This window comes from Actinomyces qiguomingii (genome assembly GCF_004102025.1).
Classification (GTDB): Bacteria; Actinomycetota; Actinomycetes; order Actinomycetales; family Actinomycetaceae; genus Actinomyces; species Actinomyces qiguomingii.
In genome coordinates this window covers 1,561,078-1,573,630 of the sequence record NZ_CP025228.1, presented here as the reverse complement: position 1 = coordinate 1,573,630, position 12,553 = coordinate 1,561,078, and the positions used below count along the sequence as shown (strand labels likewise).

Annotated in this window: 9 protein-coding genes; 5 read left to right on the top strand and 4 right to left on the bottom strand. The window is 64.7% G+C overall.

Annotated features, from left to right (window positions below; all coding sequences use genetic code 11):
• Positions 1 to 52: 52 nt before the first annotated feature.
• From CWT10_RS06440 to CWT10_RS06425, 4 genes are all read left to right on the top strand, one after another.
• Positions 53 to 1,381 (top strand): ABC transporter substrate-binding protein, encoded by a 1,329-nt coding sequence (locus CWT10_RS06440; RefSeq protein WP_103063144.1) that lies wholly within the window; start codon positions 53 to 55, stop codon positions 1,379 to 1,381.
• A gap of 68 nt (positions 1,382 to 1,449) precedes the next feature.
• Positions 1,450 to 2,295, top strand: coding sequence for a carbohydrate ABC transporter permease (locus tag CWT10_RS06435; RefSeq protein WP_103063185.1), 846 nt, complete (start codon positions 1,450 to 1,452; stop codon positions 2,293 to 2,295).
• The gene (locus tag CWT10_RS06430; protein WP_103063145.1) at positions 2,292 to 3,170 is read left to right on the top strand and encodes a carbohydrate ABC transporter permease; all 879 of its coding nucleotides are present in this window, start codon (positions 2,292 to 2,294) and stop codon (positions 3,168 to 3,170) included. Before CWT10_RS06435 ends, CWT10_RS06430 begins: the two co-directional genes overlap by 4 nt.
• 81 nt (positions 3,171 to 3,251) lie before the next feature.
• Entirely contained in the window at positions 3,252 to 4,550 is a 1,299-nt protein-coding gene (locus CWT10_RS06425; protein WP_416171711.1) for a chloride channel protein, read from the top strand.
• A 616-nt stretch (positions 4,551 to 5,166) separates the two neighbouring features.
• Here the strand turns inward: CWT10_RS06425 and CWT10_RS06420 are convergent.
• From CWT10_RS06420 to CWT10_RS06405, 4 genes are all read right to left on the bottom strand, one after another.
• On the bottom strand, positions 5,167 to 7,023 hold the full coding sequence (locus tag CWT10_RS06420; RefSeq protein WP_103063147.1) for an alpha-glucosidase: 1,857 nt from the start codon (positions 7,021 to 7,023) through the stop codon (positions 5,167 to 5,169).
• An 805-nt stretch (positions 7,024 to 7,828) separates the two neighbouring features.
• Positions 7,829 to 8,770, bottom strand: a complete 942-nt coding sequence (locus CWT10_RS06415) for a carbohydrate ABC transporter permease (RefSeq protein WP_233188150.1) — start codon at positions 8,768 to 8,770, stop codon at positions 7,829 to 7,831.
• Between the two features lie 6 nt (positions 8,771 to 8,776).
• The gene (locus CWT10_RS06410; protein ID WP_233188151.1) at positions 8,777 to 9,712 is read right to left on the bottom strand and encodes a carbohydrate ABC transporter permease; all 936 of its coding nucleotides are present in this window, start codon (positions 9,710 to 9,712) and stop codon (positions 8,777 to 8,779) included.
• A 20-nt stretch (positions 9,713 to 9,732) separates the two neighbouring features.
• Positions 9,733 to 11,001, bottom strand: coding sequence for an ABC transporter substrate-binding protein (locus tag CWT10_RS06405; protein ID WP_103063148.1), 1,269 nt, complete (start codon positions 10,999 to 11,001; stop codon positions 9,733 to 9,735).
• Between the two features lie 143 nt (positions 11,002 to 11,144).
• Between CWT10_RS06405 and CWT10_RS06400 the strand changes: the two genes are divergently transcribed.
• The gene (locus tag CWT10_RS06400) at positions 11,145 to 12,314 is read left to right on the top strand and encodes an ROK family transcriptional regulator (protein WP_103063149.1); all 1,170 of its coding nucleotides are present in this window, start codon (positions 11,145 to 11,147) and stop codon (positions 12,312 to 12,314) included.
• Positions 12,315 to 12,553 lie beyond the last annotated feature (239 nt).

Genomic DNA, 12,553 nt, shown 5'->3' with positions numbered 1-12,553 from the left:
CCTGTACTAGGTGCGCCGATGCACCGTCGCCTCAGCCGCAAAGGAGCCTAAAATGTCGACACGTCTCTTCCGCCCGTCACGCCGCGCGGTGCTCGCCTACGGCGGTATCACCGCAGCCGGCCTGCTGGCAGCCTGTGGGTCATCGGGCTCGGGTTCAGCCAACGGCTCCGATGCGAACAGCATCGAGATGTGGGCGCGCGGCGGTGCCACCACCGCCGATGCCTATGCCGAGATCGTCCCCACTCTCGAGCAGGCCACCGGCATCACCGTCAACTTCTCCACGGTTGACAACTTCGGCCAGGAATTGCAGAGCCGGGCCCAGTCCAAGAACCTGCCCGACCTGTGGATCAACGATGACGTCCTATTAGGCACCTACCAGCGTCAAGGCCTCCTGCGCGAGATCATCCTGGACGACTACACCGAGGCATCCGGCATCGCTGACGCACGTTGGGAGGAGACTCAGATCGACGGCGGTACCTACGCCGTGCCCTACTCCCGGCAAACGATGGTCGACTGCTTCCGCTCCGACTGGCTGGACAAGCTCGGCCTGTCGGTACCTACCACATGGGAGGAGTATGTCGCCTTCCTTGATGCCATTGCCACGCAGGATCCCGACGGCGACGGCACCGCAAACACCTACGGAACCAATATTGCCGGAACCGTGAAGAACGGGTACCTCGCTCGCTGGGCCATGAGCTACATCTGGCAGGGCGGCGGCTCATTTTGGACCGACAACAGCGACGGCACTTTCTCGGTGAACACCACCTCGAAGGAGACGGTATCCGCAGTGCAATGGATCCAGGAGATGTTCGCCGTCGGCGGGCGCGTTCAACCCGGAGCCCTTACAGCGGACACCTCCGTATCCACACCCTTCTTCGCAGAGGGGAAGGTGGGGCACACGCTGACCGGCCCATACCAGTTCTCCGCCATGGACCAGGCACCAGGAAAAGATCTCTACGTGGTCGCTCCGGCCCCTGCCGGTCCACGCGGCAGCACGGTCCTGGCCGAGGGAGAGAACATCTACGTCTCGGCCGGCACCGAGAAGCTGGAAGCCATCAACAAGGTCGTCTCCTGGTTCATCTCCGAACAGGGGCAGACCACCTGCATGACCAACAGCAAACAACCGGTGGTGAGGGTTCCGGTACGTTCCGACATGGATGCGGCCGCGATCTACGACGACGAACGCTGGGGCGTAGTCCAGGACGCCCTGGCCGAATCCTCACAAGTGTTCCCCGCCGTCGCAGATGCATTGGCAATCAAGCAGGTCATTGCCGAGTCCCTCAACACCATAGTTTCCAGCCCGGAGCAGGACCCGACGGCCGAGCTCAACAATCTCAAGGACGAGCTGGAAAACGTCTTTGACGGGCTGGGGCTGTTGTGACCAGCTCCCGCGACGCTCTGCCTGGCGCGCACAAGCGGCTGCCCATTCCAAAGGCAACCACCCTTACCATGTGGCTGCTACTGACGCCGGCGCTGCTGCTGGCCGTAATGTTCAAGTTCATCCCGCTGGCAGAGGGGATCTACTACAGCTTCCACAAGGTGACCCCGTACCTCGGCAACACCTGGGTGGGACTGGACAACTACGCCAAGGTACTCGGTTCCTCCGGATTCATCGACGCCCTGGGGCACACCGTTATTCTGGCCGGTGTCCAGACCGCGGGAAGCGTTATCGGCGGTCTGTTGCTCGCGCTCATGCTGGAAGGATCAAGCCTGGGGCTGTGGCTAACCCGCACGGTGGTGGTTCTGCCGGTGGTCACCGCGACAGCGGTTATCGGTGAGATCTGGCGCATTATCTACTTCCCGGATGCCGACGGCTTCCTTAACACCATTCTCGCCTGGTTCCACCTCGGACCGTTCCCCTTCCTGGACAGTCCAAGGACCGCACTGATATCAGTAGCCGCGGTGGGCATCTGGGCGGGCGCCCCCTACAACATGGTGATTTTCCTGGCCGGTTTGGCGGGTATCGACAGGAATCTTTACGAAGCCGCGGCAGTCGACGGCGCCGGCCGGTGGCGACGCCTATGGAGCATCGTTATCCCCAGCCTGCGCAGCTCCATGGTGATCGTCCTGACACTCGCCGCGATCCGCGCACTGGGTATCTTCACCGAGGTCTACGTGCTGACCGGCGGCGGTCCCGCGAACTCGACAACCACCTGGATGACGCAGGTGTACACGCAAGGTTTCGACCGCAGCGACGTCGGTGTCGCCAGCGCCGCATCCATACTGCTGCTGGCCACAACGCTCACGCTCACAATCATCGTCCGCTGGTTGACTGCACGCAGGAGCGAATCATGAAGGGCATGGGCGGGCCTGCGCCGAGCCGCTTCGACTCCGCACTCGGATGGACCGCGGCGCCGAGTTCCACAGTGATCAGACTGGTGATCGCCGCGGTGCTATTGGCCGTTTTCGGCGTCCCATTTCTCACAGTCGTTTCAAGCGCATTCAGTCACACCTCAGACCCAACCCAGCTCGCAGTGCTGCCGACGGACCCCACCCTGGACAACTTCCGCGCAGCAGGCGAATGGCGCCTGTTCACCTACCTGCGCAACTCCCTGATCATCGCCGGGGGCGGTCTGCTGCTGCAGATGACCGCGTCAGTGCTCGCCGGTTACGCCCTGTCCCGACGCAAGTTCCGCGGACAGGCGCTGGTAATGCTGCTGTTCCTCATAACCATGATGCTGCCTGAGGAGGTGATCGCGGTCCCGCTGTCCATTGTGTTGGGCGATCTGCCGTTACTGGGAATCAACCTCAAGGGCACGGTCTTGGCGATCATCCTGCCGGTAGGCATCTGGGGATTCTCGATCATGGTCATGACCGAGTTCATGCGGGACATCCCCGAGGAGATATGCGAGGCGGCCCGGCTCGACGGTCTCAGCGAGATCGGCGTGCTAGGTAGGATCGTGCTGCCGATGTGCAAGCCCGCCCTGGGTGTCATCACCATTTTCGGCTTCATCATGATCTGGAATCAATACCTGCTTCCATTGATCGCCTCCGACGGCCCGGGCTCATACACCATCACCGTTGCCATCGCACTTCTGCGGGACGATCCATCCGGATCGACGGGACTGCTCGCGGCCGGCTCCGTCCTGGCACTGGCACCGAGCCTGATTGTTTATCTCTTGCTGCAGAGTTCTCTGGTGCGGGGAATTACCGCAGGGGCGGGGAAGTAGGTAGGCGAAGATCCCCAGAGCGTTCGTCGTTTCACCGCATCGGACGGGGCTCGCCGGACGAGATGCCGGTAGGGTCATCCGGTGACCCCACGACGATCCACGTCCCCCGCCTACTCGCGTACCCATGTCGGCGTGCGCCTGGTGGTTGCCGCTCTACTGGCAGGCGTGGCCGCGGGCCTGATTGGCATGGCAATGGCCCTCCTCCTGGAGGGCTTCGAATGGCTGTTCTACGGCGTGAGCGAGGGGACGCTGCCACAGCGGGTGCAGGCGGCCGCACCCTGGCGACGAGTGTTGGCGCCGGCCGCTGGCGGACTGCTCGCCGGCGCCCTGTGGTGGTGGGAGCGGAGCACCGGCGGCGTGGTGAGTGTGGAGGCGGCGGTCGGTGACGTCTCTGGCCACACCGCCCGCCGCATGGGCCTGCTACGCCCCTTCGCCGACGGCGTGCTGCAGGTGCTCACAGTGGGCGCTGGCAACTCGGTGGGGCGTGAGGGCGCACCCCGGCTCATGGCCGGAGCTGTCGCCGCCCGGCTCGTCTCACGCCTAAATCTGGAACCGAAGACCGCCCGGACGCTGGTGGCCGCGGCGGCCGGGGCGGGACTGGCGGCCATGTACAACGCGCCCCTGGGCGGAGCCGCCTTCGCCGTCGAAATCACCATGGTGGCCGGCATGCGGCGGCGGGGCGTATGGCTGGCCCTGCCAATGAGTCTGCTGGCCACGGTCGTATCCTGGCTGCACTCGGGCGGGCAGCCTACCTTCCAGGTAACCGTGGGCGCGCCCGATACCGCGACGCTAGTGGCGGTGCTGCCGGTGGCGGGAGTAGCAGCCCTGTTGGGTGCGGGAGCGCGGTCGCTGTGGAGGCGGCTTAAGGATCACCGACTGCCGGATTCTTGGGCGTTGCCACTAGGAATCGGGGCGGCCGGTCTGCTCACGGGTTCGTCGTCCTTGTGGCTGCCGGTGCTGCCGGGCAATGGCCGCGACGCCCTGGAAGCGGCACTGCTATCCCCCGCCACCGCCCCAGCGCTGATGGGCCTGGTCGGCGTCGTCGTACTCAAGCCGCTGCTGACCGGCCTGACCCTGGGTGCGGGCGCAACCGGCGGACTGCTGGCTCCCTCATTCGCCCTGGGCGGCAGCGCCGGGGCCGCGATCGGCGTCGCCGCGAACCTGGCCGGTTGGCATGTGAGTATTCCAGCACTGGCACTGATTGGGGCCGGCGCGGTGCTGTCTACCACGCAGCGGGCCCCGGTGTTCGGCACGGTATTCGTGTGGGAACTGGCTCGCGGCCCCCTGTGGTTGCTGGCGATAATGGCGCTGGTATCACTATGCTGCTGGCGGTTGACGGCGCCCCGCCGTTCATCGGAGGTCTCTTTCTACGCGCGCTAGAGCAGCCAGAAGCTTTGAGTGCCGTCGCTGCTGCCGGACGCGCCAGGCTATTGGGCGCGGTCTGCATGGCGGTCCTTGTCCGCCTGTGCAGAACGCGATTCCCGAGGAAGTGGCGCTGCGCCCACATATGCGATAGAGGTTCCTGACAAGGTGGTCTTCGGCCTGCCTGCGCTGCTTCATGAGCAATTTTGACCTGGCGGCGATCGTCGAAGTCGCGCTTGGACCATCCCGGAACCGGAACGAGGCCGTCGAGAACCGAGACACCAACCTGGTTAGCCGCCTCCTTTGCGATTTCGAGCAGACGTGCAGCGTGGGAAGGATGGAGCCCATTCTCAAACTCCTCAATTGCAAGCACTACCCCAGGAATGGGACCCTGGCCTTGCAGACCGATAGCGTCCGGTCCCCGACCTCCAGCAATGTTGACACGGTCATCAGCGCCGTCGCCGCGGCGATGAACCGTAAGACTCCGTCGCACATGGAGTCGCGCCCAGTGACAATCGTCAGCCGGTCGAACGCCATCACGGCGTACCGGTAAGATTTGAAACGCTCGAGCTGCACCTGCGCCAGTCATGCATGGGACATGGTCTAAACCATAGTCGCATCTCGGGTGTCGGTGTCACAGAGTGCGGCGCAGAATGATCGAGTCCCATCCCGGCAGGCGCGCAGGCACACCGGTGCCGGAGGCGGCCGCAGCGCCTGCAGGCAGGGAGGCCACCAGCACGCGCTCGGCGTCGTCCCACTCCCCCAGATTGACTCCCTCGGCGGCCAGCCGCTCGCGCAGGGCGGAGCCGGCTCCGGTGTCCAGTCCGGCGCGCGCGCACGAGGCGATCAGGAGAACCTGCTCGTGCTCGCCGTCGGCGCCCACGTGCTCGCGCAACAGCGCCCAGGAGTCGGGGGCGTCGGCGTCCAGGAGGCGGAAGGTGCCCAGGGCGACGGCGTCGTCATGGTGGCGCAGGTCGATAAGCGACTGGTAGTGCTCCAAGACGCTGCCGGGCACGCCCGCCTGGGCGGCGGCGTTGATCTCCTCGTAGTTGGGGGCGACATCGATCCAGGGGGTGCCCGTGGTGAAGCCGGCGTGTGCGGTCGCATCCCACTGCACCGGGGTTCGGGCGTTGTCGCGGGAGTTGACGGCCAGACCGGCAAGCAGCTTCTCCGGGTCGTCGCCGACGCCGGTGCGCTCGCGGAAGTAGTTGATGGACTCCAGGTCTCGGTAGGAGTCGATGCCGTGGAAGACGGTGTTGGTCTGGCCGAGCTCCTCCCCCTGATAGATGTAGGGGGTGCCGCGGTGCAGGTGGAGAATAGAGGCGATGGTCTTGGCGCTTGTCTCTCGCCAGGCGGGGTCGTCGTCGCCGAAGCGGGAGACGGCGCGCGGCTGGTCGTGGTTGTCCCAGTAGTTGGAGTTCCAGCCACTCTCTGCGGTGATCCGACCATCGGCGTCGACCTCGGGGGCGAGGGCGGCCTGCCAGCCGGCGAGGTTGCGCTTGAGGGCAGCACGGTCCAAGGGTTGCGGGTCGAACTTGCCGCCGGGGCCGTCGGTCAGGCCCACATGCTCGAACTGGAAGACCATGTCCACCTCGGCGTTGGCCGGGTCGGTGTAGCGGGAGGCCTCGGCGGTGGTCACTCCAGGCGTCTCACCGACGGTAATGATGTGCCGGGAACGGGGGGCGAATACCGCCTGGTTCATCTCATGTAGGAATTCGTGTACGCGCGGCCCATTGGCCACCAGTGTGGCGCCGTCGCCGTACAGGGCACCGTCCGGACGCGGCCCATCGACGAGCGGGTAGGTCTTGGAGATCAGGTTGATGACATCCATGCGGAATCCGTCCACCCCGCGGTCCAGCCAACGCCCCATCATGTCGTAGACGGCGCGGCGCACCTGCGGGTTCTCCCAGTTCAGATCCGGCTGCTTGACGGAGAACAGATGCAGGTAGAACTCCTGCGTGTCCTCATCCCACTGCCAGGCCGGCCCGGAGAAGAAGGACCCCCAGTTGGTGGGTTCAGTGCCGGGCTCGCCCGCCTTCAGCCCGGGAACCTCGCGGGCGGGCCGCCAGATGTACCAATCCCGTTTGGGGCTGTTCTTCGCACTGCGGGACTCGGCGAACCAGGGGTGCTCGTCGGAGGTGTGGTTGACCACCAGGTCCATGACCAGGCGCATACCGCGCGCGTGCAGACCGGCGATCAGCGCGTCCAAATCGGCCAGGGAACCGAAGAGCGGGTCGATGTCCTCGTAGTCGGAGATGTCGTAGCCGTTGTCGTCCTGCGGGGAGCGGTAGACGGGGCTGAGCCAGACCACGTCGACGCCGAGGGCGTCCAGGTGGTCCAGGCGGGCGGTGATGCCGGGGATGTCGCCGTAACCGTCGCCGTTGGTGTCCTGGAATGAGCGCGGGTAGATCTGGTAGACGACGGCGCGGCGCCACCAGTCGGGCTCCTGGCCGACATGACGGGGACTGACGACGAACGACGCTTGAGTCATGGCGAGAACCTTCCGGAATGGGTTAGATCTGGATTCGGGGTGCACGACGACGGTATCCATGCCCCCGGGATGTGGTTATGACCGGCACTTATCGCCATTGACACCGGTAGCAGTGCGCCACCGGTGCCGGTCCGGCCTTACTGGCCTGAGCCTACGGCAAAGCGGTGGTGCGGTAAACCTGCTCTTCCGGTTCATGGGTGAAGTGGTGTTGGTTCGGGTTGGTGCGGTGATCATGTTGGATGTGGTTGCTGGTGGTGGCGGATGGTGAAGATGTGCCCGCGGTCGATGGTTGAGATGATGTAGAGGCCAGCGGGGTCGGGAAGTTCGTCCCACGCCGGCACTGACGCGGCGGCGCGTCCTTCCGGGCATTGGCTTTTTGAGCACTCTCGGTGTCTGCGTATGGCAGTGCCGCTTCCGCACCAACAATCCAAGGACCCCTGGCGTCCCTCTTCAGCACCACCGATATCGCCGAGCCTCTGGTTGGACAAGGGGTCGGCTGGGCGACCTGATGCACTGGCCTGCTCGCCACGTGATGGCAGTTGCCAGCACATGAAACGCCAAAGTGTCCAGATCCGGGACAAACACGCCACCCGGCTCAACAGGCGCCCTCAGATCCGGCGGAATCATGCGCATCTGGTGGGCGCCGTCGGGCGCGGGGACATCGCTTGCGCCGAATCCGGACATTCCCCCGACCCACCAGCCCCACCAACCGAACTCGATGGTTATATCGACCGAACTCGACACCCTCAAACCAGAAGAGCCCCGTACGGGTCGGGACGCCTTGGTCCCGACCCGTACGACCCGCTCACTTCTGGCTGCCACGCATCACGCCGGAGATGACCCAGCGCTGAGCAATGACGTAGACCAGGAACATCGGGGCAATCGCCATCAGGTAGGAGGCGAAGGAAACCGGGTAGTTCGTGTTGAACTGTCCTTGGAAGACGTACTGGGCCAGCGGCAGAGTCGCCTTGGTCTGGTCGGTGAGAATCACCAGCGGGAGCAGGAAGTCGTTCCACGCCCACAGGCAGGTCAGGATCCCCACCGTGGCGTTCATGGGAGACAGCAGCGGGAAGATGATCCGCCAGAAGATCGTCCAGCGGCCGGCGCCGTCCATGGCGGCCGCCTCCTCCAACTCCTCCGGGATGGACTTTATGAAGGAGGTGTACATCAGGATGTTGAAGGCCAAGCCGTAAACCACGTACAGCAGGATCAGGCCGGCCTCATTGTCCAGATGCAGCAGCGCGGTCTCCTTGACCACAGGCAGCATGATGATCGGGAAGGGCACGAACAAGGCCGCCACGAAATAGTAATACAGGCGCCGGAACCAGGGGCGGTGCATGTTGCGGCCCAGCGCGTAGGCCACCATCGAGTTGGACAGCAGGGTAAAAACGGTGGCACCCACGGTGATAATGGAGGAGGTCAGCACACGCCGCGGATAGGAGGTCATCTCCCAGGCGGTGGAGAAGTTGTCCAGACTCCAGGAGCGGGGCGGTGCCCAGCCGGAGGTGGCCAGCTCCTCAGGAGTTTTGAAAGCGGTGACCACGGTGAAGTACAGCGGTACCAGCACCGTGAGGCTGAGCACGACTGCCAGCAGGGTGGTCCACCAGTTGGTGCGGCCGAATACTCCCTTAGAGCCGTGGCGGACCCGGTAGATCTCAGGATCGGCCGTACCGATGCGGCTCGAACCGGCTGCCGGGTTCTCGACCGCGCCGGCGGGGTCGGAAACGTTAGCGGTTGTGGCGGTCATGGCGGATCAGACCCTTTCCTGGCTCTGGGTGAAGCGGAGCTGGGCGAAGGACAGCGCCACCACAATGAGGAAGTAGATGACGCCGTTCGCCGTCTGGTAGGCGTACTCGCCGCCCTGGAAGCCGTTCTTGAAGATCAGGTAGGAGATGGACTGGGTGGCAGTGCCCGGGCCACCGGAGGTCAGGGCGACGATCTGGTCGAAAACCCCCAGGAAGCCCTTGAATGACAACACCATGTTGATGCCCAGGTAGGGGATGATCAGCGGCAGGGTCATGGACCAAAGCCGCCGCACCGGGCCCGCGCCGTCTATCGCGGAGGCCTCGTAGATCTCCTCAGGCACGGTCTGCAGGCCCGCCAGGTAGATGATCGTGTTGTAGGCGACCGACTGCCACACGCCGACGACGACGATGGCCAGCCACGCCAGGTCCTCATTGGCCAGCAGCGAGGTGCTCAGCCACTCCCAGCCCAGAGCCTGCCCGATCTGCGGCAGGTTGTTGGTGAACAGGTAGCTGAAGATGTAGGAGACCACCAGCACCGGCAGGATGTAGGGCACGAAGAACACGCCCCTGAAGAAGCTGCGCGCCTTCATCTTGGAGTTCAGTACGAGCGCCAGCCCCAGGGCGATGATGTTGGTCAGGATGGAGGCGACTATCGCGTACTTGAAGGTGAAAAGGTATGAGCCCCAGATGATATCGTCGGTGAACAGGTTCTTGTAGTTGGTCAAGCCGACGAAATGCCAGTCGCCGTAGCCCTTGAAGTTGGTGAAGGTGTAGAAGATGCCCGTGAGCAGCGGAATCGTCAGTAGCACCGTGAATACGAGCGCCGCGGGAAGAAGCATCCAGATGAAGGCCGGATCTACCTTCTTGGCCTGGTTGTCCGGGATTGTGCGAGGCGCTGCCTGCGGGTCGCTGGCACGCGGCGCGGTGGCGGTTTGTGTGGTCATGGTGATTTGCTCCTCCTGCCTCAGGCCGTCTCATTGATGCGGCGCACGACCTTGTCCCACTGGGTGTCCAAGGTGGTAATGAGCTGGTCCAAGTCGCCGTTGAACAGGTACTGCTGCATATAGGCGTTCAGGGTGATCGCCGGCGGGAAGTTGTGGTCAGAGTATGTGGCCACGCGCCCGGCGTCGAAGTAGGGCTGGAGCCCCTCCAGGGCGGGGTCCTGTGCGGACAGCGTCGTCAGGGTCGGGTAGGCGACCTGCTCGGCGCAATAGGCAGTCACGTTCGCCTCGTCCATCAGGTACTTGAAGAAGCGCAGATTCTCCTCCAGGTGGGTGGGGCTCTCACCCATGGTTAGGGCCACGTCAACGCCGGAGACGACCTTGGTGTCGGCCGCGTTGTCGGCGGGGGTGGCGAAGGTACCCAGGTTAATGTCCGGGTTGTAGGAGCGGATGGCGGGAATGGCATAGGTGCCGTGCCAGTACATGGCGGCCTTACCCTGGGCGAAGCCCTGGTTCCCGTCGTTGTACCCCAGGGCGGCCTTGTCGGCGTTGCCGTACTGGACCGCCTGGTGCATCTTCTTGAACACCGGAGTCAATTCAGCGAAGGAGGTGCCCGAGTCCAGGTCACGGCGCTGGTCGTACCAGGCGGCGACGCCGTCGGTGAGGAAGGAACCGGATAGGGAGGAGAAGGCGGGGGCTCCGGTCCAGTTGTCCTTGATGGCCCAGTAAAAGGGGTCAATCCCCTGGGCGGTGAGCTCGTCACAGATTTCGATGAGCTCGTCCCAGGTGGTCGGCGGCGCGACGCCGGCGGAGTCAAAGACATCCCGGTTGTAGATGATGCCCGAGCCGTTGTCGGCGAAGGCCACGCCGTTGGTCTGCCCCTGGCCACCGGTGCCGAGCGTGTCCAGGATGGAGGCGATCGACGGGTTCACGCCGTCGAGCAGGTCGGTGCGGTTGAAATCGTAGAAGATGCCGGTATCTGCTAGCGCCCCGTAGTTGTAATCGCCGTTGATGGTGATCAGGTCGGGGATGTCGCCCTTGACCAGGCGGGCGCGCAGTGAGGTGATGTTGTCGGCCTGGAAGTTCTGAGTGACGACGATGTCCGGGTTGGCGGCGTTGAAGTCGGCACAGATCTGATCGAACAGGGCGATGGCCTCGCTCTTGAACTGGAAAAGTTCAAGATGGACCTTTCCATCTCCCGACGAGCAGCCGGCGAGGGTGCCGCCCATGGCCGCCAGCGCCGCCGCCGTCGCCGTACCGGCGAGGAAGGAGCGCCTGCTCAGTGCTGTCATAGTTTCCTCCGTGCATCCTTGCTGAGGTTGGGGTGGCATTGCCGCCGAAGCGAGCGACGGACAAGAATATTCTGACTCAAAACAAACCCATGCGCAAGCCCTCCTGTCGCAATCAACGACTCCGGGTCGGGCATGATGGGGTCATGGCCGACTCGAACGCCCCGGCCGGGCCCGAAACACCCACATCGCCCTGGACCGCTCTAAGCGACACCCAGCGCGAGATCGTGCTGGCCCTGCTGCGGCACGGACGATTGCTGCGCCCCGAGATCATGCGCATTGTCGGCATCTCTCCCGGATCGGTCACCCGGCTGACGACGCCGTTGGTGGAAGCCGGACTGCTCACCGTGCACACCCAGCAGGTCGCCGACACCGGTAGGCCGCAGTCGCCACTGGAGGTGCGGGCCAACGCCGAGTCGGTGGTGGGAGTCGGACTTTCAACGAATCTACTCACTGCGGTGCTGACCGACCTACGCCTGGGCATTCTCGCCACCGTACGCCGCCCTCTGACAAGCCACGACCCAGCCGATATCGTCGGGGAACTGGCTGCAGCACTCACCGATCTCGCCGCTGCCGCCGCAGACGCCCCGCCGCCCTCCTGCCTGGGGGTAAGCCTGGGCGGAACGGCGCGCGACGGGCGCACGGTGGACGAGGCGGTGTTTTACGGCTGGCACCGAGCACCTCTGGCCGATCTCATTGAGGCCCGAGCGGGCGTGCCCACCATCATCGGCAATGACCTGAGCGCTCTGACGCTGCGGGAGGCGTGGTTCGGAGTGGGACGGGAACACGGCCGCTTCAGCCTGCTAACGGTGGGGGCCGGCGTTGGGCACGGCCTGGTAGTAGACGGTCGGGTCGTGACCAATGCCGACGCCGAGATGGGCCTGCTGGGAATAGTGCCCGTGCCCGACGGCGGCCGACCCGCCAGGGCAGTAGCGGCGATGGACTGCCTGACCAATGAAGCACTCGAGCGCGCTTGGGTACAGCACGACCACGACCGGCTGACAGCGGCGGACATCGTCGAGCTGGCGACTGCGGGTGACACCGACGCCGTTACCCTCTGCGCTTCCTACGCGCGCAGGCTGGGCCGTCTGCTGGGTATGGCTGCGGCCTTCACCTTGCCCGAGGTCGTCGTGATTGCCGGCGAGCGTGCCGCCATTGCCGCGCTCTTCGAAGACGAGGTACAACAGGGGATCGCCGCGGTGCGCCGCGCCAGCGCAACTCCACTCGATGTGGTGGTGCGCGAGCACGACCGCGCCGAATGGGCCACCGGCGCCGCTGCCCTGGCCCTGCGCGCCCGCGTCCTGGGCAAGCTTTGACGGCTCTTCCGTTTTGAGGGTGTACTGGGTGGGTGCGGGCCCGGCCGACTGTTGGCCGCGTACTTGGACCGCGTCTCTGCGGTTGGACCCCGTTACTGCGGTTGGACCGGCTTCTGCGGTTGGACTGTCTGAGAGTGCGTTTCAGGCAGTCCAACGGCCGCCAGACGGTCCAACGGCCGCCAGGCAGTCCGGGTGTGGGGGTGTTGGTTCGGGCCGGTGGGGTTGCCTTGGACGCCGGC